The sequence below is a fragment of the Schaalia naturae genome (assembly GCF_042665795.1).
In the GTDB taxonomy this organism is placed as follows: domain Bacteria; phylum Actinomycetota; class Actinomycetes; order Actinomycetales; family Actinomycetaceae; genus Pauljensenia; species Pauljensenia naturae.
On the sequence record NZ_JBHTEF010000001.1, the window covers coordinates 133,522 to 160,130 of the forward strand.

Annotated in this window: 23 protein-coding genes; 11 read left to right on the plus strand and 12 right to left on the minus strand. The window is 71.3% G+C overall.

Annotated elements, in window-relative coordinates; genetic code table 11:
* Positions 1-104 precede the first annotated feature (104 nt).
* The 4 genes from ACFQWG_RS00650 to pyrE all read left to right on the plus strand — a co-directional run bounded on the left by ACFQWG_RS00650 (position 105) and on the right by pyrE (position 3,243).
* A complete protein-coding gene (locus ACFQWG_RS00650; protein ID WP_380971210.1) occupies positions 105-1,010 on the plus strand; it encodes an MFS transporter in 906 nt (301 codons plus the stop codon).
* A complete protein-coding gene (locus ACFQWG_RS00655) occupies positions 1,007-1,759 on the plus strand; it encodes a TetR/AcrR family transcriptional regulator (protein WP_380971212.1) in 753 nt (250 codons plus the stop codon). The genes ACFQWG_RS00650 and ACFQWG_RS00655 overlap by 4 nt, the downstream gene beginning before the upstream one ends.
* A gap of 24 nt (positions 1,760-1,783) precedes the next feature.
* Positions 1,784-2,572, plus strand: coding sequence for an SDR family NAD(P)-dependent oxidoreductase (locus tag ACFQWG_RS00660; RefSeq protein ID WP_380971214.1), 789 nt, complete (start codon positions 1,784-1,786; stop codon positions 2,570-2,572).
* Between the two features lie 104 nt (positions 2,573-2,676).
* Complete coding sequence (pyrE, locus tag ACFQWG_RS00665) at positions 2,677-3,243, plus strand: orotate phosphoribosyltransferase (protein WP_380971216.1); 567 nt, start codon at positions 2,677-2,679, stop codon at positions 3,241-3,243.
* 118 nt (positions 3,244-3,361) lie between these two features.
* Here the strand turns inward: pyrE and ACFQWG_RS00670 are convergent, their stop codons facing one another.
* From ACFQWG_RS00670 to ACFQWG_RS00680, 3 genes are all read right to left on the minus strand, one after another.
* Entirely contained in the window at positions 3,362-4,426 is a 1,065-nt protein-coding gene (locus ACFQWG_RS00670) for a DUF559 domain-containing protein (RefSeq protein WP_380971217.1), read from the minus strand.
* A gap of 263 nt (positions 4,427-4,689) precedes the next feature.
* Positions 4,690-5,745 (minus strand): glycosyltransferase family 1 protein, encoded by a 1,056-nt coding sequence (locus ACFQWG_RS00675; RefSeq protein ID WP_380976143.1) that lies wholly within the window; start codon positions 5,743-5,745, stop codon positions 4,690-4,692.
* A gap of 13 nt (positions 5,746-5,758) precedes the next feature.
* The gene (locus ACFQWG_RS00680; protein ID WP_380971219.1) at positions 5,759-8,332 is read right to left on the minus strand and encodes a sodium-translocating pyrophosphatase; all 2,574 of its coding nucleotides are present in this window, start codon (positions 8,330-8,332) and stop codon (positions 5,759-5,761) included.
* A gap of 243 nt (positions 8,333-8,575) precedes the next feature.
* Here ACFQWG_RS00680 and ACFQWG_RS00685 point away from each other — a divergent pair, with 243 nt between their 5' ends.
* From ACFQWG_RS00685 to rmuC, 3 genes are all read left to right on the plus strand, one after another.
* Positions 8,576-9,802, plus strand: a complete 1,227-nt coding sequence (locus tag ACFQWG_RS00685; protein ID WP_380971221.1) for an NAD(P)/FAD-dependent oxidoreductase — start codon at positions 8,576-8,578, stop codon at positions 9,800-9,802.
* Between the two features lie 129 nt (positions 9,803-9,931).
* Entirely contained in the window at positions 9,932-11,476 is a 1,545-nt protein-coding gene (locus ACFQWG_RS00690) for a lactate/malate family dehydrogenase (RefSeq protein WP_380971223.1), read from the plus strand.
* 83 nt (positions 11,477-11,559) lie between these two features.
* Positions 11,560-12,858 (plus strand): DNA recombination protein RmuC, encoded by a 1,299-nt coding sequence (gene rmuC / locus ACFQWG_RS00695; protein ID WP_380971225.1) that lies wholly within the window; start codon positions 11,560-11,562, stop codon positions 12,856-12,858.
* Here rmuC and ACFQWG_RS00700 read toward each other — a convergent pair.
* The 9 genes from ACFQWG_RS00700 to ACFQWG_RS00740 form a co-directional block, all read right to left on the minus strand.
* On the minus strand, positions 12,833-13,432 hold the full coding sequence (locus ACFQWG_RS00700) for a dihydrofolate reductase (protein ID WP_449329127.1): 600 nt from the start codon (positions 13,430-13,432) through the stop codon (positions 12,833-12,835). The genes rmuC and ACFQWG_RS00700 overlap by 26 nt on opposite strands.
* Entirely contained in the window at positions 13,429-14,235 is an 807-nt protein-coding gene (locus tag ACFQWG_RS00705) for a thymidylate synthase (RefSeq protein WP_380971227.1), read from the minus strand. The genes ACFQWG_RS00700 and ACFQWG_RS00705 overlap by 4 nt, the downstream gene beginning before the upstream one ends.
* A 77-nt stretch (positions 14,236-14,312) precedes the next feature.
* A complete protein-coding gene (locus tag ACFQWG_RS00710) occupies positions 14,313-17,051 on the minus strand; it encodes a PEP/pyruvate-binding domain-containing protein (protein WP_380971229.1) in 2,739 nt (912 codons plus the stop codon).
* Positions 17,052-17,125: 74 nt separating this feature from the next.
* Positions 17,126-18,490, minus strand: coding sequence for an NADP-specific glutamate dehydrogenase (gene gdhA / locus ACFQWG_RS00715; RefSeq protein WP_380971231.1), 1,365 nt, complete (start codon positions 18,488-18,490; stop codon positions 17,126-17,128).
* A gap of 181 nt (positions 18,491-18,671) precedes the next feature.
* Positions 18,672-19,325 (minus strand): ABC-2 transporter permease, encoded by a 654-nt coding sequence (locus ACFQWG_RS00720; RefSeq protein ID WP_380971233.1) that lies wholly within the window; start codon positions 19,323-19,325, stop codon positions 18,672-18,674.
* 1 nt (position 19,326) lies between these two features.
* Positions 19,327-20,307, minus strand: a complete 981-nt coding sequence (locus tag ACFQWG_RS00725; RefSeq protein ID WP_380971235.1) for an ABC transporter ATP-binding protein — start codon at positions 20,305-20,307, stop codon at positions 19,327-19,329.
* Positions 20,286-20,666, minus strand: coding sequence for a GntR family transcriptional regulator (locus ACFQWG_RS00730; RefSeq protein ID WP_380971237.1), 381 nt, complete (start codon positions 20,664-20,666; stop codon positions 20,286-20,288). Before ACFQWG_RS00730 ends, ACFQWG_RS00725 begins: the two co-directional genes overlap by 22 nt.
* Positions 20,667-20,721: 55 nt before the next feature.
* Positions 20,722-21,135, minus strand: coding sequence for a DUF4186 domain-containing protein (locus ACFQWG_RS00735; RefSeq protein WP_380971239.1), 414 nt, complete (start codon positions 21,133-21,135; stop codon positions 20,722-20,724).
* A 54-nt stretch (positions 21,136-21,189) separates the two neighbouring features.
* Positions 21,190-22,209 (minus strand): LLM class flavin-dependent oxidoreductase, encoded by a 1,020-nt coding sequence (locus ACFQWG_RS00740; RefSeq protein ID WP_380971241.1) that lies wholly within the window; start codon positions 22,207-22,209, stop codon positions 21,190-21,192.
* Between the two features lie 142 nt (positions 22,210-22,351).
* Here ACFQWG_RS00740 and prfB point away from each other — a divergent pair, with 142 nt between their 5' ends.
* From prfB to ACFQWG_RS00760, 4 genes are all read left to right on the plus strand, one after another.
* Complete coding sequence (gene prfB / locus ACFQWG_RS00745; RefSeq protein WP_380971243.1) at positions 22,352-23,470, plus strand: peptide chain release factor 2; 1,119 nt, start codon at positions 22,352-22,354, stop codon at positions 23,468-23,470.
* A 126-nt stretch (positions 23,471-23,596) separates the two neighbouring features.
* Positions 23,597-24,286: a cell division ATP-binding protein FtsE gene (gene ftsE / locus ACFQWG_RS00750; RefSeq protein ID WP_291497436.1), complete on the plus strand. Its 690-nt coding sequence runs from the start codon at positions 23,597-23,599 to the stop codon at positions 24,284-24,286.
* A 4-nt stretch (positions 24,287-24,290) separates the two neighbouring features.
* Entirely contained in the window at positions 24,291-25,205 is a 915-nt protein-coding gene (gene ftsX, locus ACFQWG_RS00755; RefSeq protein WP_380971244.1) for a permease-like cell division protein FtsX, read from the plus strand.
* 12 nt (positions 25,206-25,217) lie between these two features.
* On the plus strand, positions 25,218-26,516 hold the full coding sequence (locus ACFQWG_RS00760; RefSeq protein ID WP_380971245.1) for a peptidoglycan DD-metalloendopeptidase family protein: 1,299 nt from the start codon (positions 25,218-25,220) through the stop codon (positions 26,514-26,516).
* Positions 26,517-26,609: the final 93 nt, after the last annotated feature.

A 26,609-nucleotide genomic window follows, 5' to 3' on the forward strand; every position in this document is an offset into this window, starting at 1 on the left:
GATAGCGCTGGCATGTATCGTGCGCGCTGTCCCCGCCTCGTCCGCCGAGCCCGCAGGAGCGGTGTCCGGGCAGGCAGGATCACGCGTGTGGGGGAGGGGTCGCGATGGCGCTCGCGGTCACCGTTCTCACGGCCGGCCTGATCCGGATGGGGGAGGAACCCGCGGTCGTTCCTGCCGGGATCCTGGTGCTCGCAGGCACAGTCCTGCTCGCGGTCATCGTCGTCCTCGACCTCCAGTCGGGCGACCCCGTCGTCGGATTCGGCTTGTTCGCAGATCGTCGCTTCGCGTTGGCCGCCCTGGTCCTCGGACTGCTCAACGTCGTCCTCTACGGGTTGATCTTCGTGCTTCCCAGCTACCTCCAGACGGTGCTCGGACACAGCGCGATGGTCGGCAGCGCCTTTCTGCTTCCCCTCCTCCTGGGAGCGATCCTCGCAGGAAGCGCCACGGAACATGTCGTCCGGCGCCACGGTGCGATCCGGACCTGCCTGTCGAGCGTCGTCGCTCTGGGTGCCGGGCTCGGGGCCATGGCCTGGGGGATCGGAGACAACCTCCTGGCGGGAGTCCTCATCGGGGAGTTCGTCGTGGGATCAGGAGCCGGCATCGGGCAGTCCACTGCGATGGCGCTGGGAATGGACCACATCCCCTCGGCCTCCCGCGGACGCGGGTCAGCCCTGCTCAACGTCCTGCGGACCTTCGGGTCCGTGCTCGGGGTGACCATGATCGGAGGCGTCTCGGGCCTCGTCTATCTGCGACGGCTGCCGCGGCTTCTGCCGGGGAGCGCCGTCGAGGGCGATCTGGGAACCACTGTGGCCCAGGCCTTCGACGCCGCCGACCGGCAACCCCCCGTCCTGGCCGACGCGATCCGCGCGGCGGCGGGAACCGCTTATGCTGACGCCTTGGTGTGGGCCTTGCTGATGGGAGTCGCGGTGAGCATGATCGTCGGTGTGGCCGGCCTCGCCCTCGGGCGGGGCTGCTCGCGGGGACAGATCTCGGAGGAGCCCCAGGCATGAACGACGTGAACGCCCTTGCGCGTGGCGAGGACCACGGGGACGACTCGGGTGACGGCGACCGGCGGTTCGACGGACGCGGGCTCACCCCTCGGGCCGTGACGGCCCGCGAGCAGTGGCAGCGGCGCAAACGCCGAGAGACCCGCCGGCGCATCCGCTCTGCGGCTTTCGAGTTGTTCGAGGCCCATGGCTTCTCCGACGTCGGAGTCGATCAGATCGTCCGCGCGGCGGGCGTATCCCGCGTGACGTTCTTCCGGCACTTCTCCAGCAAGGAGGATGTGGTGGTCGGCCCGCCCGATCTCCTCACCGTGGAGGACCTGGTCGCCTCGGTGGCGCCGCCGCCGGGAGGGGACCTTGTCACGTTGGCGCTCGACCTGCTCGAGGCCCATGTCCGCCATGTCGACGACGAGGCCTTCGGCCGGCTGCGGTCCAGTGTCAGGTTGGTCGCCCGCACACCGTCCCTCCGGTCGGCGCTGTATGCGCGATCCGCGACGTGGACCGGGGCCGTCGCCCGGATTCTCCCGGCCGGTGCTCGCGGCGGAGCCGCTTCCTCCGGGCGGGGTGCTCCAGGAGATCCCAGCGGCGATGGCCCCTCGGACCTCGCCGTCCATGTGGCTGCGCGGCTCGTCATCGCCACCCTCCTCGAGGTGCTCCTGTGGTGGGGTGGACAGGAGGAGCCCGGCGGGCGCGACGACCTGCTGAGGATGATGACGGAGGCGCGGCGCCTGCGCGGCGGGCCGGTGCTCCCCTGAGGCGGGCGCGTCTAGGATCCTCCCATGGGCACAGCACTGGTGACGGGCGCGACCTCGGGGCTCGGCGAGGAGTTCTGCTGGCAGCTCGCCGCCGCGCGCCACGATCTCGTCCTCGTCGCGCGACACCGGGATGCCCTGGACCGGATGGCCGAGCGGCTGCGCTGGGTCGCCGGCGTCCGCGCGGAGGTCGTCCCCGCCGATCTCGCCCGGCCCGAAGACGTCGAGCGGGTGGCCGTCCGCCTGGACGCGCAACGGGGCGACGGAACGGGGCTCGCGCCGGTCGGCCTGCTGGTCAACAACGCCGGGTTCGGGTTGGGGCGGCCGTTCCTGGAGGACTCCCTGGGGCGCGAGCAGGCAGCCCTGGACGTCATGGTGCGCGCCGTCATGGTCCTCAGCCACAGGGCCGGCCGGGCGATGCTGGCGCGGGGGAGCCGCGGGCACGGCGCGATCCTCAACGTGGCCTCGGTCGCGGCGGACACCGGCATGGGCACGTACTCGGCGCACAAGGCGTGGGTCCGGGCGTTCACGGAGGGGCTCTCGGTGGAGCTGGCGGGAAGCGACGTCACGGCGACCGCGGTGTGCCCGGGGCTGACGCGCACCGGCTTCCACGACGCGGCGGGCGTCGACGTGTCCGGCACTCCCGGGTGGGCGTGGTGCTCGGCCGAGCAGGTCGTCGGCTCCGCCCTCGACGCCGTGCGCCGAGGCCGGGTCCTGGTCACCCCGACACCGCTGTACAAGGCGGCGGGCCGCGCCGCCCGGCTGGCGCCCAGATGGGCCGTGCGCGGCGCGGTCCGGCGCCTGCCGCACATGTGAGGCGGTGCGTGCCGCAGCCCGCACCGGCCACGACCTCGTCGATGGCCGCGCCACGATGCCGACGCCCGCAGGCGGGAGGGGCCGATCCCGATAGGCTGGCGTCCATGACCAACGATTCGCAGAGGGCGCGCCTGGCCGAACTGGTGCGGGACCTGGCCGTCATCCGCCAGCACGTCACGCTGGCGTCCGGACGGGAGTCCGACTTCTACGTCGACATGCGGCGGGCGACCCTCCACCATGAGGCGGCACCGCTGATCGGCCACGTCATGCTGGACCTCCTGGAGGAGTCCGGCTTCGCGCCCGGCGACTACGACGCGGTGGGCGGCCTGACGATGGGCGCCGACCCGGTGGCCACCGCGATCCTGCACGCCGCCGCGTCGCGCGGGCTGGACGTGGACGCCTTCGTCGTGCGCAAGGCGGCGAAGGACCACGGCATGCGCCGCCGGATCGAGGGGCCCGACGTCGCAGGCAGACGGGTCGTCGTCCTGGAGGACACCTCCACGACGGGGGGATCCCCGTTGGAGGCGGCGGCGGCGCTCACCGAGGCGGGCGCCCGGGTCCTGGCCGTCGCCGTCATCGTCGATCGGGCGACCGGCGCGCGGGAGGCGATCGAGGCCGCCGGGTACCCCTACCTCAGCGCCCTGCGCCTGGCCGACCTGGGGCTGGCCTGAGGCTTCAGGGCGTAGGGCGGCGCCGGTGGCGGGGTCCAACGCGATCTGAGGGGCTCCGAGGGCCGGATCCGGCCGTCAACCCCGCGCCCGGCGCCGCGATCCCGCGCGAACCCCGCCTTCAGCGAAGAAGAGACGGGACTGCCCTCGGCGGCGTGCGCAGCCCGCACCGGCGGGCGATCTCCTCGATGACGAGGGAAGGGTCGTTGTACTCGTTGGGCTTGAACCGGACGAACGCCAGGCCGATCGACTCCAGCGCCTTCTGGCGACGCATCTGCTTGTCATAGGACCCGTGGACGTCCGCGGCGGTCTCACCGTGCTTCTGGTGCTTGCCGTCGGAATCGGATTCGACGACGACGCGATAGGGAGGGATCTCGAAGTCGACGTAGTAGTCGCGGCCTCCCACCCGATGATGGACCTGGGTCAGAACGCCGGCGAATCCGGCGGCTTTGAGAATCCACAGGAGCACCCGTTCGGGAACCGATTCGCACGCCCCATCGGCGGCGGAGATGACGGCGCGGGCCCTCCTCCTTCCGCGTCGCGCGGTGATCCGATCGAGACGGTCGGCGATCTGTTGCCGCGCCTGTCCCTCTCGGATGCGGCTTGCGCCGACGCGGTCCGCGAACCGGGTGAAGCCGCTCATCGCCTGCAGGATCCCGGACACCGCGACCGTCCCGTCGCGAGGAGCCAGCAGTTGCGCGCACATCGCTCCCGTCGTCGGGAGGTCGCTCGCCCGGACTCCGGGTGCCACCCAGGCGGTCCACGAATCCTCCAGCGCCGTCTCGTGCCGGACCAATCGGACAGGCGGCACCACGCCGCCGCGGATCCGCCCACCGGGGAACGGGAGCGCCGGAAGCTCCTCCCGACTGCGATGAGAAGGGGACCGAACGCAGACATGCACATCCACGAGGTCGGAGGCCGCCTCGATGCCGTGGGCCGCGGCGGCGGCCTGGCCGACGACCACGGCCCCGGGGCCGAGCGCCATCGCGACGGCACAGGTCCGCGCGGCGGTGGCACGCCGGGCGGCATCCCACCGGTCGGCGGCATCGGCCAGGTAGGAGGAGTGGACGTACACGTTTCGGTGGACGCGGACGATCTCCCCGGCGTCGCGGCGAGCGGCACACCGGTGGGAAGTCGCATGCGTCGACACCACGATGTGGGCTCGCGCGCGTTCCAGCTCGTTCATGACACCAGTCGACACGAATCGGCATGAAGTATCAAGTATCGGGGGCGAGCCTGTGGACGAGCCGTCGGCAGGGGCGAGCGCGCTGAAGGCGGGGGTGGCGACGCCTGACGACGCCGGTGGCGGGGTTCAACGCGATCTGAGGGGCTCCGAAGGCCGGATCCGGCCGTCAACCCCGCGCCCGGCGCCGCGATCCCGCGCGAACCCCGCCGCCAGAGTACCGGCCTGCCGTGCGGTCCGGAGTCCGGGCCGCCCGGCAGGCGTGCTCACTCTCCGAACCAGTCGCGGACCCTCTCGACGATCTCGCGATCGAAGGCGTCGTCGCTGTGATGGTCCTGGATCCACCGGCGGAAGCTCCCGCCGACCAGTCCGTCCAGCTCCTCGCGGCAGTCCTCGGTCTCGGTGACGGCGCGTTCCAGCATGTCGGCGGCCTGGGAGGGCGTCGAGTAGAGGAACGGGTAGCGCTCTGGCACCAACGCCCGCGCCCACTGCCGGTCGGGGAGGATCCCGATCGCCCCGGCCCCCATGGCCTCGACGTAGGACAGCCCGTAGGACTCCTCGGTGGCGGTGGCGAGGAAGGCCGTCGTGTGCGCTAGCGCCGCCCAGTACGAGGTGCGCGACGCCGTCAGCGGACCGACCCACACCCAGTTGCGCCGCGAGATCGACATGGCCAGCTCGCTGACCAGGTGCGATTCGTGCAGGCGCATCTCGACCTCGATGGGCGTGCGCCGGCGGACCTGGTCGACGACGTCCATGAAGACCTGGGGCTGCTTGCGCTCGGAGAGGTAGATCGCCGGGTAGAGGACCACGGGGATCTCGGGCTCCTGTCGCGGCTGGACGTGGTCGAGCCGGAAGCCGAGGTTGACCCATGCCAGCCGTGCCTGCTCGGCGAGCTTCGGGACGGTCCACCTCGCGACCAACTCGCGGGTCTCGGTGGCGGTGCGCTCCGAGTTCGCGAAGGTCGGGAACAGGGCGCATGACAGCGCGAAGGAGGCGGTCTGCACGTCTTCGCTGAGGGAGGCCGTGGACCACCACACGAAGTTCATGATCCTCGGGGGAACCCCGCCAGAGGAATGGAACACGGTGTTCCACACTCCCAGGGAGTCGAGGACGTCCATGTTAATGATGACGGTCTGCTCCGGGTCGATGAACTCCAGGGGGACCTGGTCGAACCCGTCGCAACGGCGGGCTCCCGGTCCGATCAGCGAGGCCTCGGGGAAGATGCGCAGCAGACGGCGGACCAGGGTGGCGCCGGAGTCGTGCCCGGCGATGTGGCCCTCATCGTCGACCAGGGTGGCGCCGCGTTTGATGGCGATTCTCATCATGTCGCTCCTTTCACTTCACGGCCTGGGGCGCCGGCGCCCCTTCGTCGTCCGGCTCGTCGGTCATACCGGCCTTGATCCGCATCCCGTAGAACGACCGGTACACGAAGAAGGCCGACACCAGGAAGAACACGACGGCGAGGACGTTCACCAGGACGCCCAGGCCCTGGGCGGACAGGCTGACGGCCAGCTCCACGGCCAGCAGCCCGAAGAGCGTCGTGAACTTGATGATGGGGTTGAGCGCGACCGAGGCCGTGTCCTTGTAAGGGTCGCCGACCGTGTCTCCGACGATCGTGGCGTCGTGGAGGGCGGTGCCCTTGGCGTGCAGGTCCGTCTCCACGATCTTCTTGGCGTTGTCCCAGGCGCCGCCGGCGTTCGCCATGTAGATGGCCTGGTACAGGCCGAACAGGGCGATCGAGATGAGGTAGCCGATGAAGAAGTACGGCTCGACGAAGGCGAAGGCGAGCGTCCCGAAGAACACCGCCAGGAAGATCTGGATCATCCCCTGCTGGGCGTACTGCGTGCAGATGTCGACGACCTTGCGCGAGTCCTTCGCGCTAGCGCGCTCCGTGGAGGCGTCCAGGTGGATCGTCTCCTTGATGAACTCCACCGCCCGGTAGGCGCCCGTGGTGACCGCTTGGATGGACGCGCCGGAGAACCAGTAGATGACGGCGCCGCCGGTGATGAGTCCCAGGAGGAACGGGGCGTGCATGATCGAGAGCATCTCGGTGTTCGTCGTCAGGCCCTCCGTCAGACCGATGATGATGGAGAAGATCATCGTGGTGGCCCCCACGACGGCGGTGCCGATGAGGACCGGCTTGGCCGTCGCCTTGAAGGTGTTGCCGGCCCCGTCGTTCTCCTCCAGCATGAGCTTGGAGTTCTCCCACTGGGGGGCGAAGCCGAAGCCGCGCTCGATCTCGGAGTCGATGCCGTCGATGTGCTCGATGCGGGAGAGCTCGTAGACGGACTGGGCGTTGTCGGTGACCGGGCCGTAGGAGTCGACCGCGATGGTGACGGGCCCCATGCCCAGGAACCCGAAGGCGACCAGGCCGAAGGCGAAGACGGCGGGGGCGAGCATGATGTCGGCGGGCATCGTCGTGGAGATGAGGAACGCGAGGCCCATGAGTCCCACGATGGTGATGCCCAGCCAGTAGGCCGAGAAATTCCCCGCGACGATGCCGGAGAGGATGTTGAGCGAAGCGCCTCCCTGGCGTGAGCTCTTCACCGTCTCACGCACGTGGCGGGACTTCGTCGAGGTGAACACCTTGACGAGTTCGGGGATGAGCGCGCCGGCCAGCGTGCCGCAGGTGATGATTGTGGCGAGCTTCAGCCAGATCATCCCCGCGACGCCGCCCAGGACGTACCAGCTGGTGAGGTACGTGAAAGCGATGCACAGCCCCGAGGTCAGCCACACCAGCGTGGACAGCGGCGCCTCGAAGTTCATCCGTTTCGCCTCAGCGAAGCGAGCCGTCGCGATCCTCGAGTTGATGCCGTAGGCGAGGGCGGAGGCGAGGATCATCACGGACCTGAGGACGAAGATCCACACGAGCAGCGTCGCCTGCAGGACGGGGTCCGGCACCGCCAGGATGATGAAGGTGACCAGGGCCACGCCCGTCACGCCGTAGGTCTCGAAGCCGTCCGCCGAGGGGCCGACGGAGTCCCCGGCGTTGTCGCCGGTGCAGTCGGCGATGACGCCGGGGTTGCGGGGGTCGTCCTCGTCGATCTTGAAGACGATCTTCATGAGGTCGGAGCCGATGTCCGCGATCTTGGTGAAGATCCCGCCGGCGATGCGCAGGGCGGCGGCCCCCAGGGACTCGCCGATCGCGAAGCCGATGAAGCAGGCGCCCGCCGTGTCGGCGGGGAGGAACAGGAGGATGACCAGCATCATCAGCAGTTCCAGGGAGATCAGCACCATGCCGATCGACATGCCCGAGCGCATGGGGATGCGGTGCGTCTCGATCGGCCGGCCCCGAAGCGACGCGAAGGCCGTGCGCGAGTTGGCGAAGGTGTTGACCCGGATGCCGAACCACGCCACCGAGTAGGAGCCCGCCATGCCCAGGAGGCTGAATCCGATGACGGTGAGCGTCTTCCCCCACGTGAAGTCGACGAGCAGCTTGTAGTAGATGAACACGATGACCGTGATGAACGCCCAGAGGATGAGCAGGAACCGCCCCTGGCGCAGCAGGTACGCCTTGCAGGTCGAGTAGATCAGCTCCGAGATGTCGCGCATGGCGTGGTGGACGGGCAGATCGCGCAGCCTCATATAGGTCCACAGCCCGAAGAGCAGGCCGAGGGCGCACACGATCAGCCCGATCGACAGGAGCGCGCGGCCGTCGACCCCGCCGGTGATGGAGGCCTGGGAGAGGTCGGGGAGGACGAGGCTGGCCTCGCCGCCCCCGACGGTGGCGTCCGATCCCTCGCCTCCCCCCGAGGCGCATCCGGCCAGGGGGAGTGCCGCGGCGAGGAGCAGGGCGCTGCCCCGGGCGCGCCTGCGGCGGCGGGAGGGGCGTGGGGCCCGGTGCGCGGCGATGCGCGCCGGGGTGGTCTGGGGATCGGTCGACTGGCGACCGAGATCGATAGGTGTCATCAGTCCTCGATGAGTCGAGCTTCATTGCTGGCGCATCCAGCGTAGATCGGCACATGCGTGCAGGCGGGAACTCCGGGGCTGGGTGGACGTGCACTCTGCCGTGGGGTGCGCGCCCGGCCTCGACGAGGGCGTCCGTCTGCGACCTTGGTCCCAGATGAGGCGGGACGGCGACGCGGGTCCCCGGGACGGGCGATGTGACCGGAAACGCGCCTCGGCGCCCGCGGGCTGGCCTACGGTAGTTGCATGAGCAACGAGTCTTTCGAGTACGTCATCGTCGGGGCGGGGATGGCGGGCGCCGCGGCGGTGAGAGGCATCCGGTCCCGGGATCCCGAGGGCGCCATCGCCCTCATCGGCGCCGAACCCGACGCCCCCTACACCCGTCCGGCCCTGTCGAAGGCCCTGTGGCGAGAGCCGGAGACGACCACCGTCGACACGATCGGGCTCGAGGGGCCTGGGCTCCCAGGGGTCGACTTCCGGCCCTCCACGACGGTGACCGCCCTCGACACCGCCGCCCGGACCGTGACCGTCGACTCGGGCGCCACCATCGGGTACCGGCGTCTCATCCTCGCCACCGGGGGCCGCCCTCGCCGGTCCGGGGCCACCCCGGGACCGCGCGTCATCCATTTCCATGACCTCGGCGACTACCGGGCGCTGCGCGCCCTCGCGGACCGGGGCGCCCGCATCATCGTGGTCGGCGCCGGCTTCATCGGCTCCGAGCTGGCCGCCGTGCTCTCCGCCACCGAGGCCACGGTCACCTACGTGTTCTCGCGCCGGGCGGTGGGCGCCCGCCAGTTCCCCTCTGAGATCACCGACCATCTCGACGCCGTCTTCGCGGACCACGGCATCGAGCTGGTCCCCGGTTCCCGTCTGGAGTCCGTGGAGGACACAGGCTCGGGCGTCCATGTGACGCTCGCCGGCGGCCGGGTGCTCTCGGGCGATGCCGTGGTGGTGGGTTTGGGGCAGGAGCCGGATACGGGCCTGGCGGAGCGCGCCGGCCTGGAGGTCGACGGCGGGGTCGTCGTCGACGGGCTCTGGCGGACCTCGGACCCGGACGTCTTCGCGGTCGGGGACGTCGCGGCCGTGCCGGACCCCATCTTCGGGAGGCGCCGCATCGAGCACGAGGACGCCGCCGTGACCGGCGGGCTGGCGGCCGGGCGGAATGCGGCGGGAGGCCGGGTCGTGGACGAGCACGTGCCCTTCTTCTACTCGGACCTGTTCGAGGACGGCTATGAGGCGCTCGGGCGCGTGGACGCCTCCCTGGACACCGTCATCGACTGGAAGTCCCGGTCGGAGGGCGCCGAGGGGAGCTCGGAGGCCGTCATCTACTATCTGGACGCGGACCGAGTGCTCCAGGGCGTGCTGATGTGGAACGTGTGGGGCGACGACGCCCACGACACGAAGGCGATCGCGGCGCGCCTGCTGGCGGACCGCTCCCCGCGCGCCGCGGAGGACCTTCTCGGGCGCATCTGACGCCCGCCGACCCGGGGCCGGGGCCCCGGGCGCGCCGCTTGGGCTCCGGGGTCCCGGATCGCATCGGAGTCCTCTGCCCCACTCCACCCAACAGTCAAGGGATCACCAAACCGGTCTATAGTTCCAGTCATGGATGTGGCTGTGATCGGCGCGACCGGGGCGGTGGGGCGCGCCGTCTGCCTCCAGCTCATCGAGCGCCACGTGCTTCCGGCATCGTCCCGACTGCAGCTCGTCGGCCGCGACGGCGGGCGCTCCGGCCCCGCCGTCCACGGGCTGTGCGCCGATCTCCTGGACGCCTATGACGAGGTCGCGCCCCTCATCGACGTCGCCACGCGGCCGCAGGACGTCGTCGCCGATGTCATCATCGTGGCCGCCGGCGCGACCGCCCCCGACCGCCCCGGCGCATCCTCGGACCGCGATGCCCTGGCGCGCGAGAACGCCCGACTCCTCCACGTCTACGCCGATGCGCTGGCCCGCAACGGCTCCGGCCACGAGGTCGTCATCATGGTGACCAACCCGGTGGAGCTCGGGGTCGCCGTGTTCGCGGAGGCCCTGGGCCGGCATCGGGTCGTGGGCATGGGCGCGTGGCTGGACACCCTGCGGATGCGCCGCGAGATCGCCCAGTCGCTGGGCGTCCGCCGCCACCGGATCTCGGGCTTCGCGGGCGGCCAGCACGGCAACGGCGTGGTCCCCCTGTGGTCGACGGTTCGCGTGGCGGGTCTGGATCCCGCCGAGCGCGCCTCGGCGGTCGCGCGCGTGCGCGGTCCGAGGCCCCTGGACGGCTTCGCCGCGGAGATCGCCGAAGCCCAGGCTCGACTCACCCAGGCGGCGGGACGCGACATGGGCGCCGCGTTCGACCTGGTCGAGTCCCTGCCGCCCGACCTCCGCATGGTGGTGGGCCCGTGGATGACCCACCAGTCGGGGGCGCGCACCGCCGCCGGGACGGCGAACGCCACGGTGGAGCTCGTGTCCACGCTCATGGACGGCCGGGACATCGTCGTCGCCGGGCAGGTGGCCCTCGACGGGGAGATCGCCCTGGGCGGGGCGCCCGTCCGGGGAGTGCTGGGCGTCCCGGTCGTCCTGGGGCCGGAGGGCTGGTCCGGCGTGCTCCTCAAGGGCCTCGCGCCCGACGAGGAGGCGCTGCTCCTGGCCGCGCAACGGCGCATCCGTTCGGTGTGCGCGCCCTACACGGGGAGGTGTCCGATGGCGGATCGCGATGAGGACGGCGGCGCCGATCCGGGGTGGGTGGCCGTCATCCGGACGGCGGACCGCTCCGGGGTGGTGTCGGACCTCGCGGGGGTCTTCTCCACCCGAGGCGTGAGCGTCGACTCGATCGCGTCGGGCCTGTCGGGCGGCGACGCCGTCATCACGCTGACCTTCTGCGCCTCCGAGAGGCGGTGCCGCCTCCTGGCCCGCACCGTGGAGCGTCTCCAGGAAGTGCGCGATGTCATCGTGCGGCGCGACGGAGATCCCCGGGTGCGTGCCGCGGCCGTGGTCGTCATGCCGCCGGGGCGGACCTGGGCTCCTGAGCCGGATCTCGCCCTGCACTGGTCGGGTGCCGCCGGCGAGGGCGAGCCCATGCTGGCCGAGGGGCAGCTGCTCGATGTGCGCCGATTCGTCTCCGGCGCCGCCGGCGTCGCCTCGGCGACGGGCGTGGTGGTCTTCGCCGTGTGAGGGACCAGCCGCGTCGGCCTGCCCGGATCGCGTCGGGCGGGGCCCGCCCTCCAGATGCCGGCGCCGCCTCGTACCCTGTCGGCATGACGTGGATGATGATCGTGGTGGCGGTGTGCGCGGGCGTCGCGGCGGGCGCCATCCTGGGGTGGGTGGGCGGGGCTCGTTCGGGCCGGTCGGAGACGGCCGCGGATCTCGCGGCCGCGCGGGCCACGATCGACGCCATGGAGCGGTCCGGCCAGGAGCGGGAGTCCCACTGGCGCGAGCAGATCGAGTTGGTCGAGCGCAGGCGGGCCGACCTGGAGGCGCGTATCGAGGAACAGGCGCAGGCGCGCGAGCAGACGCTCGCCGCGGACTCCCAGCGGGCGCTCCGCGAGCAGCGGGAGCGCGGGCGGGTGCTCGAGGCCCTGGCGCCCGTCCAGGACCGGCTCGCCGCCATGCAGGCCGCGATCACCCAGATGGAGCAGCAGCGGCAGAGCCAGTACGGTTCCCTGGAGGCGCAGATGGCCCAGGCGCGCGACGCCGACCACCGGCTCAGGGCCGCCACGAGCGCCCTGGAGGCGGCGCTGCGCAACACCTCGGTGCGCGGGGCGTGGGGGGAGGCCCAGCTGCGCAACATCGTCGAGTCCGCCGGACTGGTCGAGCACGTCGACTTCGATGTCCAGTCCTCGGTGCCCACGGAGGAGGGGCGCAAGCGCCCCGATATGGTCCTGCACCTGCCGGGCGGCAAGTCGCTCCCCATCGACGCGAAGGTCCCCTTCGACTCCTACATCCGGGCGATGGAGATCCCCGCCGGCGCCGGCGGGGAGGAGGGCCGTCGCCGCGAGGAGCTCATGACGGCCCACGTCAAGGCCCTGCGCGCCCACGTGGACGCGCTAGCGAAGAGGGCCTACTGGGAGGCGCTGGACGCCAGCCCGGACTTCGTCATCGCCTTCATCCCCTCGGAGTCCCTGCTCTCGGCGGCTCTCGAGGCCGATCCCCCGCTGCTGGACTACGCGTTCGGGAAGAAGGTGGCGTTGGCGTCCCCGGTGACGCTGTGGTCGGTCATGCGCACGGTCGGGTACGCCTGGCAGCAGCAGGTCCTCACCGACCAGGCGAAGGAGCTCTTCGACCTCTCCCGCCAGCTCTACGACCGCATCGGGGCGCTGGCCGGGCACGCGGAGTCGATGCGCTCCAGCCTGGGGAAGGCCGTTGAGGCGTGGAACAGGTTCGCCGGTTCCCTGGAGACGCGGGTGCTCGTCACCGCGCGGCGGCTCCAGGTGCTCGACGAGTCCAAAGTGATCCCCGAGACGCATGCGGTGGAGCAGTCGCCCCGTCTGCTCACGGCGCCGGAGGTCGCGGCGGGGGGCCGGGACGACGTCAGCGGCGGCGGATCCACGTCGTGACACGCCATCGGGCCTCGCCGGACACCGGTCGCCAGTCGCCGTCGGAGCGCGTCTCATCGACGGCCCACAGCTCGGGATCGATCCGCGGGGCGCGCACGACCGGGCCGCCCCAGCCGCCGGCCACGACGTCCAGGTCCAGATCGGTGACGACCAGCTCGTCGACCACGCTCATGGCCTCCGCGTAGACCCTGCCGCCGCCCGTCACCCACACCGTGGGGGCGCCGTCCCTGCGGGCAGCGGAGACGCCCTCGTCGATGGCCTCCTCCAGCGATCCCACCACGAGGGCGCCGGGGGCGGAGTACCCGGGCGTGCGGGTGATGACGATGTTGGCGCGGTCGGGGAGCGCGCCGCCCAGCGACTCCCACGACGCCCGGCCCATCAACACGGGGCAGCCCACGGTCGACGAGCGGAAATGCCGGTAGTCCGCCGGGACGTGCCAGAGCATCCCGTGTCCCGACCCCAGGACGCGCGTGCGGTCCTGCGCCCAGATCGAGGCGAGAGGCGGCCGGTCCGACGCGGACGGGCCGGCGGCGCCGCCCCGTCCGCGCGCGGCCGGATCCCTGTCGCCGTTCACACCGCCACCGGAGCCTTGATGGTCGGCCAGTGACGGTAGTCGACGACCTCGACGTCGTCGAAGTCGTAGTCGAACATCGAGGGCGCCCGACGCAGTTCGAGGCGCGGGAAGGGGTAGGGCTCGCGCGAGAGCTGCTCGCGCACCTGGTCGACGTGGTTGTCGTAGATGTGGCAGTCGCCGCCCGTCCACACGAGGTCGCCCACCGCGAGGTCCGCCTGCTGGGCGAACATGTGGGCGAGCAGGGCGTAGCTGGCGATGTTGAAGGGCACGCCGAGGAACATGTCGCAGGAGCGCTGGTAGACCTGCAGGCTGAGGCGCCCGTCGGCGACGTAGAGCTGGAAGAAGGCGTGACAGGGCTCCAGCGCCATGCGGGGCAGGTCCGCGACGTTCCATGCCGAGACGACCATGCGACGGGAGTCCGGGTCGGTGCGCAGGGTCTCCAGCACTCGGGCGATCTGGTCGATGTGGCGCCCGTCGGGGGCCGTCCACCGGCGCCACTGGACGCCGTAGACGGGGCCGAGCTCGCCGCCCTCGTCGGCCCACTCGTTCCAGATGCGCACGCCATGCTCCTGGAGCCAGTGCACGTTCGAATCCCCTGAGAGGAACCACAGCAGCTCGCCGACGACGGACCTCAGATGGACCCTCTTGGTGGTGACGAGGGGGAACCCCCGATCGAGGTCGTAGCGCAGCTGGGCGCCGAAGACCGAGCGCGTCCCGGTCCCGGTGCGGTCGCCCTTCGCCGAGCCCTCCGCCATGACGCGGGCGAGCAGGTCCTCGTAACTGTGGTCAGCGCGTTCCGGCATGCCTCCAGTGTGCCAAGACTCCGGGCCGCGCGCACTCCACGGACCGGGCCGCGTCCTCGCCGGAGTCCCCGTCCCCGTCAGCGGCAGAGGACCCGTTGCGAGACGACGTCGGCGCGCAGCTCCATGCCGTCCGTGGCAGCGACATGGAGCACATCCGCCAGAGGCGCGGCGTCCGGGACCAGGCCGGCCAGCAGGTTCGGCCGGTCGAGCACCCGGCTGGGCCGGAAGGCGGTGCCCGGTACCTCCGGGTCGATGGCGAGGTAGAAGATGCCGGCCTCGACCAAGTCCTGGAAGAAATGGCTGCCCCAGGACAGCTCGGGGCGGAAGTCCTCGGCGCCGCCGGCGAGCTCCCCGAGAGCCGCGACCGTTGCGATCTCCGCGAAATGCGCCGGCACGCCCAGGGAAGGGGTCGTCGTGCCCCACCGTCCGGGCCCCAGGAGCAGGGCGGAGGCCGGGACCGGGGACTCCCGGAGGGCGCGGGTGACGGCGCCGACCTTGCGGGCGACCTCGTGGCGATCCCGAGCGCCCAACTCGGCATAGGCCTCGGGGCGCACCAGGATGACGTGGGTGAGGGGAAGCGCGGCGGAACCGCCCATGAAGTGCCCGCGCAGGGCGACGAGCGCGTCGCCCGGGTCCTCGGGGACGGACACCGTCCCTGCCGACGAGGACGGCCCGCGTGTCTGGAGGGGCCGGCACTGGACGACGTTGACGCGCCACGAGCCGTCGGCGTCGATGTTGAGGGTGAACTCGACGTCGACGGGATGGTCGTAGGCGGTGCGCAGAGCGGTCAGCGCTGAGCGCATCCACCCGGTGAACCCCGTGCCCGGCGCGAGCAGACCCCGGAAATCGATGAGATCCGAGGCCATGTCGGGATCGCGCCCGAGTTCGCGCAGACGCCGGCGCGCCTCCTCGTCGGGGGAGGCGAACAGCCTCCAGGCGTCGGCGAGGCCGAGTCCCCGGAGCAGGCTGACGGGTCGCGTGACCACGGCGGGCGGGGCGGGCGCCTCCTCCGGCGGGACCGCGCACGCCGGAAGGCCCCCGGCCGACGGCCCGGGGGAGCCGGCCCGGGACAAGAGCAGCGCGTCGAGCCGGTGCTGCGTGGTGCGCGCGGAGGCCCGCCCGCCCTCCCCGTCCCAGGAGGGGCCGGACAGGGGCGCGTCGAGGGCGGCGACCCGCGCGTAGTCGCGCCCCGTGCGGTTGACGGCGCGGGTGCCCAGCCCGACGACCAGACGGAGCATCCCGGCGTCGGGATCCAGGTCGGGCGACCACGTGTACAGATTCGAGGAGTTCGCGACCCCGGCCGCGTGGGGGAGGAAGAGGGTCTCGTCCGCGCCGTCCGGCCCGGCCGGCACCACGTGCCGGTCCCCGGAGACGCGCTGAACCAGGATCGCCATCTGTTCGTCGCGGAACTCCAGGCCGCGCGTCCGTCGGTAGGCCAGGGCCTCGGGCGACATCGAGGAGGCATAGACCTGTCGGACGGCGTCCTCGAAGGCGCGCTCGCGGTCCTCGGGCGAGCCCTGGTTCGCCAGGAAGACAGAGTCGTACTTGCCGGCGAAGGCGTTGCCGAAGCCGTCCTCCAGCAGGGAGGAGGACCGCACGATGATCGGGGACTGCCCGAAGTGGTCGAGGACGCGCCAGAACTCGTCGCGCATCGCGGGCGGGAAGGCGCCGGTCAGCAGGCGGTCGTGGAGCTCCGCACCGGCGTCGAGGAAGCGCCCGGGCTCCTTCTGGCGCATCCGCAGCTGCCACCAGCCGTTGGCCACGACGTAGGAGTAGAAGAAGTCGGAGCCGATGAAGAAGGAGTCGTGGGGCTCCAACCGGTCGGCCAGGCGCTCCGCCGGAGCGTCCCCGTCGCGGCGAGGGAAAGCGGGCGAGCGTCGGAGGATCGCGCGCGCGAGCAGCATGCCGACACTCTTGCCGCCGATGCGCCCGGTGCCGACGACGCGGCGCGCGATGGCGACCAGGTCCTCGCGGGTCATCCACCGGCGGCACAGCGCCGCGATCCGGTCGTCCCGGTCGGTCCCGACCAGCAGGGCGATCAGGGCCCCGCGGTCCCCGGCGTCGACGGCCTGCGCCCAGGGATCGATGATCCCGGTGCGCCCGTCTTGGGCGGCGAACAGCCGGGAGGCCTCCACCGAGGAGGTGATCGGCCGGACTTCGTCGCCGTCGAGGCGCGCCGGGAAGAACATCGTCGGCGAGTACCGCGCCCACACCTTGAGAGGGTGGACGTAGAGGCGCCCGTCGATGCGGTGGAGCTCGAAGAGGACCTGGGTGGTGTCGCGGACGGTCGCGATGGTGCGGGGCGCGTGCCGTCCCCGCACCAGGCAGAAGTAGGCGACGGTGTCCAGCTGGAACAGGAGGGGGCAGGTGACGGCGAAGAAGTTCGCGACCATCGCGTCGGAGTGCCACGCGTCCTCCAGCGCGGTGAGCGGGTCGACGACGTAGCGCGCCGCCGCGCCGAGCCGGTGGATGAGGCGGTGCACGTGCGTCGTGAACGCCTCGAAGCCCTCGGAGGGGTCGAGCACGTGCGTGACCGTCCCCCCGGTGGTGGTTCCGTCCTCGTCCCCGTCCCCGGGCGGGGCCCCGGCCCCGCTCTCCGCGACGAGGGCGCCCCTGGCCGCCGGCGCGGAGGCTCGGAAGCGCAGCCGGTGCACCTGGCGTCCCTCGGCCAGCGTGCGGCGCACGAAGGGGGCGCTGACCTCCTCGAAATCAGCGACCGAGTCGACCTGCCACACGACGTTGTCGCCCAGGCGCAGTCGGTCGATCGTCCGGTCGAGCCCGGAGATGCCGGTGCTCGCCAAGCCGGAGGGTTCCATCGGCGCCTCCTGACGCGCGGGTCGCGGATCCGGGCCGGGCGGTCGCTCTGGCGGGCCCCGCCAGGCCGCGGGGCTCAGATGACGCCCATCGCCACCATCGCGTCGGCCACCTTGGTGTACCCCGCCAGGTTGGCGCCGGCGACGTAGTCGCCGGGCACGCCGTACTCGTCGGCGGTGGCCAGGCACCGGTGGTGGATGTCATCCATGATGGTCTCGAGGCGCCGCTCGGTGTAGTCGAAGGTCCAGGTGTCCCGGCTCGCGTTCTGCTGCATCTCCAGGGCGGAGGTGGCGACGCCCCCAGCGTTGGAGGCCTTGCCCGGGGCATAGAGCACGCCCGCTGCGCGCAGCGTGTCGATGGCCGAGGGCGTGGTCGGCATGTTGGCTCCCTCGGCGACCAGCCGGACTCCGTTGCCGATCAGCGCGCCGGCGGCATCCGCGTCCAGCTCGTTCTGGGTCGCGCACGGCAGGGCGAGGTCGCAGGGGACGTCCCAGATCGAGCCGCCCTCGACGTAACCGACGGATCCGCCCTTCTCCTCGGCGTAGTCGCGGACGCGGCCGCGGCGGACCTCCTTGATGTCGCGGAGCAGCTCGAAGTCCAAGCCGGCCTCGTCGACGATGTAGCCGGCGGAGTCGGAGCAGGCGACGACCGTGCCGCCCAGCTGCTGGACCTTGTCAATCGCGTAGAGGGCGACGTTGCCGGAACCGGAGACGACGGCCCGCTGGCCGTCCATCGTCTGGCCGGCGGCCTTGAGCATCTCCTCGACGAAGAACACCAGGCCGTAGCCGGTGGCCTCGGTGCGCACCAGGGAGCCGCCCCAGGTCAGGCCCTTGCCCGTGAGCACACCGGAGTCGTAGCGGTTCTGGATGCGCTTGTACTGGCCGAACAGGTAGCCGATCTCGCGTCCGCCCACGCCGATGTCACCGGCGGGGACGTCGGTGGTCGGGCCGATGTGGCGCTGGAGCTCGGTCATGAAGGATTGGCAGAAGCGCATGACCTCGGCGTCCGACTTCCCCTTCGGGTCGAAGTCGGATCCCCCCTTGCCGCCTCCGATCGGCATGCCGGTCAGCGAGTTCTTGAAGACCTGCTCGAAGCCCAGGAACTTGATGATCGACAGGTTGACGGAGGGGTGGAAGCGGAGCCCGCCCTTGTAGGGGCCAAGCGCGGAGTTGAACTCCACCCGGAACCCCCTGTTGACCTGGACGGCCCCCGAGTCATCGACCCAGGGGACGCGGAAGATGATCTGGCGCTCGGGCTCGCACATGCGCTGGAGGATGGACCACTGCGCGTATTCCGGCCGGCGCTGGGCCAGCGGGCCCAGGCTGAGCAGGACCTCGAAGACGGCCTGGAGGAACTCCGGTTCGCCGGGGTTGCGCTTCAGCACGGCCTCGTACTGGGGTCGCAGGGACTCGGACAGTCGCTCAATCTCTGGATGCGCCACCCGCCCATCGTGGCAGTTCGGCGGCTTGGACACGAGCTGTCAACCGAATTGTGAACTCTTTGAGAGCGCTTGGCACATGCTTGGGTGTCGAGGCGAGCGGCTCGGGTCGCGACGGCGGGCGAGGTGGCGCTGAAGGCGAGCGCATGGTGCGCGCATGGCCTCCGGGTGGTCGTCCGGGCGGTCACAGGGAGCGGCGGGTGTACAGGCGCGTCAAGACGGCGCAGGAGACGAGGAGGACCAGGACCGCGACGGCCATGGCCGCCGGTGGGAGCCATGCCGATCCCACGGCCTGGGTCGCCCACTGCGGCACGCCGTCGAGGCGGCCGGCCGCCCAGGAGCCGCCGAAGAAGACGAGCAGGATCGCCAGCTGCGGCCACGCCCGTGTGCGCGCCATCCCGAGACCGAAGTAGACGGGGACCTGGACGCCGATCAGCACGCTCGCCGCCGCCACCGACATCGCGAGCGCGGCAGCGAGGTCGTGTGCCGGCAGGGGCGCGCCGACGACGCGGGCGATGAGGCCGGCGGCCGCCGCGGAGGTCGCCGCGATGAGCGCGAGGAGCAGGGCGATTCCGAGGAAGCGCCCCGCCACCACCTGGCGTCGCCCGATCGGCAGGACCGAGAAGAGGACGTCGAGGTGCCCGCGCTCGTCGGACGCGAAGAAGTGCATGGGGGTGAAGGCGGCGAGCGCCATCGGGACCAGCACGGCGACCAGCGGCTCCCTGTCGGATCCCATCCAGGCCATGGCCGTGGCGAAGAGCCCGATAAGGCCAAAGGACAGGGCGTTCCCCCTCAACGCGGACGCGTCGAGACGGACGAAGGCGAAGAGACGGCCCATGTCAGCGCTCCTCTCCCGGACGGGCGGCGGCGGTTCGCGGGGCACCCGCGGGGCTGTCGGCGTTCCGGGCCCAGGCGGCGACCGCCTCGTCGAGCGCCGGGGACTCGATGAGCGCGCTCGGGGGGAACAGGGCCGTGTCGCAGGTGCGGATCAGGCCCTCGAAGGTCCCGGAGGGGGAGAGGCGCGCGCCGATCAGCGAGGCGGCGGCGCGAGGCGTGAGGTCGTCGCGGGCGCCCCGGACCATCGCGTAGGTCTCGGCGAGGGCGTCGGGCGTCCCGGCGAAGGCGATCCGCCCAGAGCAGATGACGACCAGCCTGTCGGCGATGCGATCGAGGTCCGACAGGACGTGGGTGGAGAAGAGGACGGTGTGGGTGGGGGCGACCATGAACTCGCGGAAGACGTCGAGGACGTCGAGGCGGGCGACGGGGTCCAGCCCGCTGGTCGGCTCGTCGAGGACGAGCAGCTCGGGATCGTGGGCGAGTGCGAGCGCGAGGCTCAGCTTGACGCGCTGTCCGCGCGAGAGGTCCGAGACACGGGTCCCGGCGGGGATCTCGAAGCGTCTGAGAAGGTCCCGCATCCGGGCATCGTTCCAGGCGGGGTAGAAGCGGGAGATGACGTGCGCCGCAGAGAGAGGCGTCCACCCGGGGGCCAGCGCCAGGGTGTCGAGGACGACGCCGAGGCGGTCCTGCCGGGTGCCCGGGGGCGCGCCGAGGACGTCGACGACGCCGGCGTCGGGCGAGGCCATGCCCAGGATCGTCCTGATCGTCGTCGTCTTGCCCGCGCCGTTGGGCCCGACGAAGCCGGTAACGAGGCCGCGCGGGACGACGACGTCGAGCGGGCCGAGGGCGAAGGACCCCTGGCGCCTGGTCACCCCCTCCAACGAGATCGCCGCGTCGGCGGCGCGTGCCGGGAGGGGGGACGGCACGCCGACCGGTGAGGGGGCGGTGGGCCCCGGGGAGGTCACGACGTCGCGGAGGTCCATGCGGAATCAATCCTTTCGTGCAGGTCGGAGGGGAGCATGCCCGCCAGGCGTGCGGTGGCGACCAGGGCCGCCGCCTGCTCGTCGAGGCGCGCCTCCAGCCGGCGGCGGACGAGCTCCGGGTCGAGGGGGAGGACGAAGCTGCCCCGGCCCTGATGGTTCGCGATCAGCCCCTGCGAGGCCAGATCGTTGTAGGCGCGCGTCGTCGTGATGAGGCTGACCTCGAGATCGCGCGCCAGCTGGCGGAGCGACGGCAGCGGGTCTCCGGCGCGCAGGCCGCCGGTCAGGATCGCGGTGCGGACCTGGTCGACGATCTGCTCGTAGAGCGGGGTTCCGGAGGTCTTGGACAGGACGATGCGCACATGCTGTTTATATCGCATATGGACAGTAGGTGCAATTCTGCCCGGCCGGCTCGGGTCACCGTTCCGCGCGCAGCTCGGCCTCGATCCAGGCGATGACCAGGTCGACGAGATGGTCGAGCTCCGCCTCGGAGAGGTCGTGTCCGGGGGCGATGCGGTGCCACTTCGCGAGGCATCCGCGGCAGCAGGTCGCGGTCGCGTGCTGGGCGATGAAGACGGGGTGCCCGCGCATCGGCGTCTGCCTGCCATCGTTGCGCGGGCGCGCGTCCCCGATCCTCCCCGCGAGCAGCTCGCGGGCGTGCCGGACGACCGTTTCGCGCCCCTTGGCCCGCGCATAGGCCTTGTCGGTGGCGCTCAGATGGAAGCGAGAACGGAACGTCGAACGGCTGAGCCGTTCGAGTGCGGCCGGAATGGGCTCCCACGAGGGCGGCTCCTCCGTGGTGCCTGGGCGCATCCGATCTGAGGCGGTCACCCGACCATTGTCGTCCGGTCGGCCCGGCCCCCGGCATCCGCATCCGTGCGCGTCTCAGCGCCACCCCAGCTGCGGCGCCAGGTGCGCCAGCACCGCCTCGAGCACGTGGGCGTTGTAGCCGACGCCCAACTGGTTCGGCACGGTGAGCATCAACGTGTCGGCCTCGGCGATCGCCTCGTCGCGGGCGAGGTCGACCACCAGCTCGTCGGGCTCGCCGATGTAGCTGCGCCCGAAGCGGGCCGCGCCGCCGTCGATGATGCCGACCTGGTCCTCGTCGTCACGTTGACCGCCGAAGAGGCGACGGTCCTCCTCCGAGACGATCGGGAAGATCGAGCGGGTCACAGCGACACGGGGCTCCCAGTCCCAGCCGGCCTCCGCCCAGGCCGCGCGGTACTGGCGGATCTGCTCGGCCTGCAGGACGTGCAGGGGGACGCCGGTGTCCTCGGTGAGAAGCGTCGAGCTCATGAGGTTCATGCCCTCCCCGGCCGCCCACTCAGCGGTCGCCCGCGATCCGGCGCCCCACCACACGCGGTGGAGCAGCCCCTCGGAGTACGGCTCGATGCGGAGCAGGCCCGGCGGGTTCGGGAACATCGGGCGCGGACTCGGCGTGGCGAAACCGCGGCCCTTGAGGACCTCCAGGAGGACCGTGGTGTGGGCGCGGGCCATCTCCGCGTCGGTGGAGCCCTCCTCCGGTACGTATCCGAAGTAGCGGTAGCCGCGGTCCGCCTGCTCGGGCGAGCCGCGGGAGATGCCCAGTTGCAGCCGTCCGCCGCTGATGAGGTCGGTCGCCCCGGCCTCCTCCGCCATGTACAGCGGGTTCTCATAGCGCATGTCGATGACGCCGGTGCCCATCTCGATGCGGGAGGTCCGCGCCGCCACGGCGGCCAGCAGTGGGAAGGGGGAGCCCAGCTGGCGTCCGAAATGATGGACCCGGAAGAATGCCCCGTCGGCTCCGACCTCCTCGGCGGCGACAGCGAGTTCGACGGACTGGAGCAGGGAGTCCGAGGCCGAACGGACCTGGGACCCCGGGACGTCGCTCCAGTGGCCGAAGGAGAGGAAGCCGATTCTCTTCATAATAGGTGTGAACGCGCGGCGACCCGGTCTATTCCCGGTCGCTGCGCGATCGGGGCGCGGGCAGGCGCCCCGCCGTGCGTGCCGCCGGCCTCCCGGAGCCGGGGCCGCGGGCGGGCGGCGGGCCATCGACTACGCTGGGCGGGTGGCCATCGAGTTTCCTGAAGAGATCCATGCCCTGCGCCAGTCGATGGAGAACATCCTCGCCGTGACGCAGCCCGACGTCCTGCGCACCCAGATCGCGGAGCTGTCGCAGAAGGCGTCCGCCCCCGACCTTTGGGACGACACCGAGCGCGCGCAGGCCGTGACCTCCGAGCTCAGCCACCGTCAGGCGGACCTGGAGCGCGTCACGCGCATGACCGGGCGCATCGACGATCTGGAGGCGCTGGTCGAGATGGCGCAGGAGGACCCCGACGAGGCGGAGGAGGTCCTCGCCGAGGCGGAGACGGACCTCGCGAGCCTCAAGGAGGACCTCGCGGACCTGGAGATCCGCACCCTGCTGGACGGGGAGTACGACGAGCGCAACGCCGTCGTCACGATCCGCTCGGGCGCGGGCGGCGTCGACGCCGCCGACTTCGCGGAGATGCTCCTGCGCATGTACCTGCGCTGGGCCGAGCGCCACGGCTATCCCACGAAGGTCATGGACACCTCCTACGCGGAGGAGGCCGGACTGAAGTCCGCGACCTTCGAGGTCCAGGCGCCCTACGCCTACGGAACGCTGTCCGTCGAAGGCGGGACGCACCGCCTCGTGCGCATCAGCCCCTTCGACAACCAGGGCCGCCGGCAGACCTCCTTCGCCGCCGTCGAGGTCATCCCGCTCATCGAGGACACGGATCACATCGACATCCCCGAGACGGACATGCGCATCGACGTCTTCCGCAGCTCGGGTCCCGGCGGTCAGTCCGTGAACACGACGGACTCCGCCGTGCGCATCACCCACCTGCCCACCGGCATCGTCGTGTCCATGCAGGATGAGAAGTCTCAGATCCAGAACCGCGCCGCCGCGCTGCGCGTGCTGCAGTCCCGCCTCCTGGTCCTGCGCCACGAGGAGGAGCAAGCCAAGAAGAAGGAGCTGGCCGGGGACGTCAAGGCCAGCTGGGGCGACCAGATGCGCTCCTACGTCCTCCAGCCCTACCAGATGGTCAAGGACCTGCGCACCGAGTACGAGTCCGGCAATCCGCAGGCCGTCTTCGACGGCGACATCGACGGCTTCATCAACGCGGGGATCCGCTGGCGCAAGAACCAGCAGAACGCCGAGAGCTGAGACGGGGGCGGGCCGGCCGCGGCCTCGCGCCTGCGAACCGCGCCGGGTTCGCGTGTCGCTGAACGGGGTCGCCCTGGGGGGCACCTACTCTGGCCAGTGACTGAAGCCCCTGATCGAGATGGTGCCATGATTCGATTCGACCACGTGACGATGGTCTACGCCCCGGGCGCGCGTCCGGCCCTGGAGGACGTGTCGCTGGAGGTGGAGCGCGAGGAGTTCGTGTTCCTCGTCGGCAAGTCCGGTTCCGGCAAGTCGACCTTCCTCCAGCTGGTGATGCGCGAGATCTCGGCGACGTCGGGGCACGTGTGGGTCCTGGGCCAGGACGTCGGCAAGCTGTCGCGCTGGGCGGTGCCGAAGCTGCGGCGCCAGATCGGCACCGTGTTCCAGGACTTCCGGCTCCTGCCGAACAAGTCGGTCTACGAGAACATCGCGCTCGCCATGCAGGTCATCGGCCGGCCGCGGCACGCGATCCAGACCGCGGTGCCCGAGACGCTGGACCTCGTCGGGCTGTCGGGCAAGGAGAAGCGCCTGCCCCACGAGCTCTCCGGCGGCGAGGAGCAGCGCGTGGCGATCGCGCGCGCCATGGTCAACCGCCCGCAGCTGCTCCTGGCCGACGAGCCCACCGGCAACCTGGACCCCGACACGAGCCTGGGAATCATGCGGCTGCTGGACCGCATCAACCGGACGGGGACGACCGTCGTGATGGCGACCCACGACGCGGACATCGTCAACCAGATGCGCAAGCGCGTCATCGAGCTCCAGGACGGCGACGTCATCCGTGACCAGGCCCGTGGCGTCTACGGGGCGGCGAGGTGAACCGATGAAGCTGCGTTTCATCCTCTCGGAGGTCGGCAAGGGGCTCACCCGCAACCGCGCGATGTCGGTGGCGGTCATCATCGTCACCTTTGTGTCGTTGCTGTTCGTCGGCGTGGCCGGCATCGCGCAGATGCAGATCGACCGCATGAAGGACGAGTGGTACGACAAGATCGAGGTCTCGATCTACATGTGCGCCATCGACGACGAGAACGCGGACTGCGATGGCGCGGAGGCCACCGATGACCAGATCGCCGCCGTGCGCGACAAGCTGAACTCCGCCGACCTCAAGCCATACGTCAAGACGATGTACGAGGAGTCGAAGGAAGAGGCCTACGAGAACTTCCAGAAGCAGTACGGGGACTCGTCGCTGGGCCAGTGGACCACGGCCGACATGCTCCAGGTGTCCTTCCGCGTCAAGCTGGTGGACCCCGAGCAGTACTCGATCATCGCGGAAGAGTTCTCCGGGATGGACGGGGTCTCCCAGGTCCAGGACCAGCGTGAGATCGTCGAGCCCCTGTTCCAGGTCATCGACCGCGCGAAGGTGATGGCGCTGGGGCTCGCCGGCGTGATGGTCGTGGCGGCCGTGCTGCTCATCACGACGACGATCCGCCTGTCCGCGATGAGCCGCGAGGAGGAGACCTCGATCATGCGCCTGGTCGGCGCCTCGGCCCTGTTCATCCAGGCTCCGTTCATGATCGAGGGGGCGCTCGCGGCGTTGGGCGGAGCCGTCCTGGCGGTGGCGGCGCTGCTGGCCGGCGTCCACTTCATCATCGACGGCTGGCTGGCCCAGGCCTTCCAGTGGACGGCCTTCGTGGGCGCGCGGGAGGTCTGGATCCTCGCGCCCTTCCTGGTCCTCGCGGCGCTGGCGCTGTCCCTGGTGGCGTCGGCCGTCTCGCTGACGAAGTACACGAAGGTCTGAGGAGGAACGGCCATGGCAGAGAGGCCCCCCTCCGCGCGAGCCGCCCGTTCACGAGGACGGCGCCGCCTCGCGGCGGCGCTGGCCGTGTGCGGCTTGAGCGGCGCGCTGTGCGTGGCGTCCGCCGGCGCGGCGCTGGCCGAGGACGACGACCGCGATGCGGTGGCCCAGAAGCAGCAGGAGTCCGCCGCCCACGTCGAGGACCTCAAGAACCAGCTGGGCGACATCGACGCGAACCTGGCGCAGGTCTACCTGGACCTGGACGCGTTGAACACCCAGATCCCCGTCGCCCAGCAGGAGCTCGCCGGCGCTCAGAGCGCCTACACCGCGGCCACGCGCGAGCACGAGGTGGCCCTGGACCAGCTGGAGTCCGCTCAGGCGGAGAGCGACCGGTTGGACACGGCGATCGCGCGTTCGCGCAATCAGCAGACGCAGGCCTCGGAGGCCGTGGCCGCCCTCGCCCGCGAGATGTACCGCGGCGAGGTGGAATCGCCGATGGCGGTCGCGATGACCGGGTCCTCCACCCAGGACATCGCGGACCGAGCCTCCGCGGCGGAGGCCCTCGCCCGATCGCAGAACAAGGTGCTGGCGGACGCCCGCAACGCCGAGGTCGTCCAGCAGAACCAAGCGGAGAAGCAGAAAGCCGTCACCGAGCGGATCTCGGCCCTGGAACAGAAGGCGAAGGACGCCGCCGACGCCGCGGAAACGGCGCAGTCCACCGCTCAGTCGAAGGTCGCGGAGCTCGCGGGCCTCAAGTCGCAGGCACAGGACAAGAAAGAGCAGTGGGAGTCCCAGAAAACCGCGGCCTCCGACCAGCTGGACGCCTGGCAGGCCGAGTACGACGCCCAGAGCCGCAAGCTCGCCGACATCGATGCGCAGAACCGGGCGCAGGGGCGGGTCTACACCACCGACGGCGGGATGTTCTCCAGCCCTCTTCCCGTGGCCCTGCAGATCACGTCGCCCTTCGGGTGGCGCATGCACCCGGTGCTGGGCGTCCAGAAATACCACAACGGCACGGACTTCGCGGCGGGCTGCGGGACGAACGCCTTTCCGATCGCGCCCGGCCAGGTCATCGCGGTGACGGTGGAGACGGCGGGCGGCAACGTCGTCTATGTCAACCACGGGATGATCGACGGGCACTCCTGGGTCAGCGCTTACGTCCACCTCCAGCAGCCCCTGGTCTCCGTCGGGCAGCAGGTCGACCGCTCCAGCGTCGTCGGACTGGTGGGGGCCACCGGCTACGCCACCGGATGCCACCTGCACCTGTCGCTGATGATGGATGGTTCCGACGTTGACCCGATGGACTATCTGTAGGAGAATCGTGCGGTTGCCCTGAGCGCCCGGCAGCCCACGGGCGCGGGGCGCGGGCGGCTCGTCCAGCAGGGGTCGCCCTCGTCGATGCGGGAG

Excerpts from the sequence above, each read along its gene's own strand:
- ACFQWG_RS00650 (WP_380971210.1), top strand. The coding sequence starts at position 105 with ATGGCGCTCGCGGTCACCGTTCTCACGGCCGGCCTGATCCGGATGGGG.
- ACFQWG_RS00655 (WP_380971212.1), top strand. The coding sequence starts at position 1,007 with ATGAACGACGTGAACGCCCTTGCGCGTGGCGAGGACCACGGGGACGAC.
- ACFQWG_RS00660 (WP_380971214.1), top strand. The coding sequence starts at position 1,784 with ATGGGCACAGCACTGGTGACGGGCGCGACCTCGGGGCTCGGCGAGGAG.
- pyrE (WP_380971216.1), top strand. The coding sequence starts at position 2,677 with ATGACCAACGATTCGCAGAGGGCGCGCCTGGCCGAACTGGTGCGGGAC.
- ACFQWG_RS00670 (WP_380971217.1), bottom strand. The coding sequence starts at position 4,426 with ATGAACGAGCTGGAACGCGCGCGAGCCCACATCGTGGTGTCGACGCAT.
- ACFQWG_RS00675 (WP_380976143.1), bottom strand. The coding sequence starts at position 5,745 with ATGAGAATCGCCATCAAACGCGGCGCCACCCTGGTCGACGATGAGGGC.
- ACFQWG_RS00680 (WP_380971219.1), bottom strand. The coding sequence starts at position 8,332 with ATGACACCTATCGATCTCGGTCGCCAGTCGACCGATCCCCAGACCACC.
- ACFQWG_RS00685 (WP_380971221.1), top strand. The coding sequence starts at position 8,576 with ATGAGCAACGAGTCTTTCGAGTACGTCATCGTCGGGGCGGGGATGGCG.
- ACFQWG_RS00690 (WP_380971223.1), top strand. The coding sequence starts at position 9,932 with ATGGATGTGGCTGTGATCGGCGCGACCGGGGCGGTGGGGCGCGCCGTC.
- rmuC (WP_380971225.1), top strand. The coding sequence starts at position 11,560 with ATGACGTGGATGATGATCGTGGTGGCGGTGTGCGCGGGCGTCGCGGCG.
- ACFQWG_RS00705 (WP_380971227.1), bottom strand. The coding sequence starts at position 14,235 with ATGCCGGAACGCGCTGACCACAGTTACGAGGACCTGCTCGCCCGCGTC.
- ACFQWG_RS00710 (WP_380971229.1), bottom strand. The coding sequence starts at position 17,051 with ATGGAACCCTCCGGCTTGGCGAGCACCGGCATCTCCGGGCTCGACCGG.
- ACFQWG_RS00720 (WP_380971233.1), bottom strand. The coding sequence starts at position 19,325 with ATGGGCCGTCTCTTCGCCTTCGTCCGTCTCGACGCGTCCGCGTTGAGG.
- ACFQWG_RS00725 (WP_380971235.1), bottom strand. The coding sequence starts at position 20,307 with ATGGACCTCCGCGACGTCGTGACCTCCCCGGGGCCCACCGCCCCCTCA.
- ACFQWG_RS00740 (WP_380971241.1), bottom strand. The coding sequence starts at position 22,209 with ATGAAGAGAATCGGCTTCCTCTCCTTCGGCCACTGGAGCGACGTCCCG.
- ftsE (WP_291497436.1), top strand. The coding sequence starts at position 23,597 with ATGATTCGATTCGACCACGTGACGATGGTCTACGCCCCGGGCGCGCGT.
- ftsX (WP_380971244.1), top strand. The coding sequence starts at position 24,291 with ATGAAGCTGCGTTTCATCCTCTCGGAGGTCGGCAAGGGGCTCACCCGC.
- ACFQWG_RS00760 (WP_380971245.1), top strand. The coding sequence starts at position 25,218 with ATGGCAGAGAGGCCCCCCTCCGCGCGAGCCGCCCGTTCACGAGGACGG.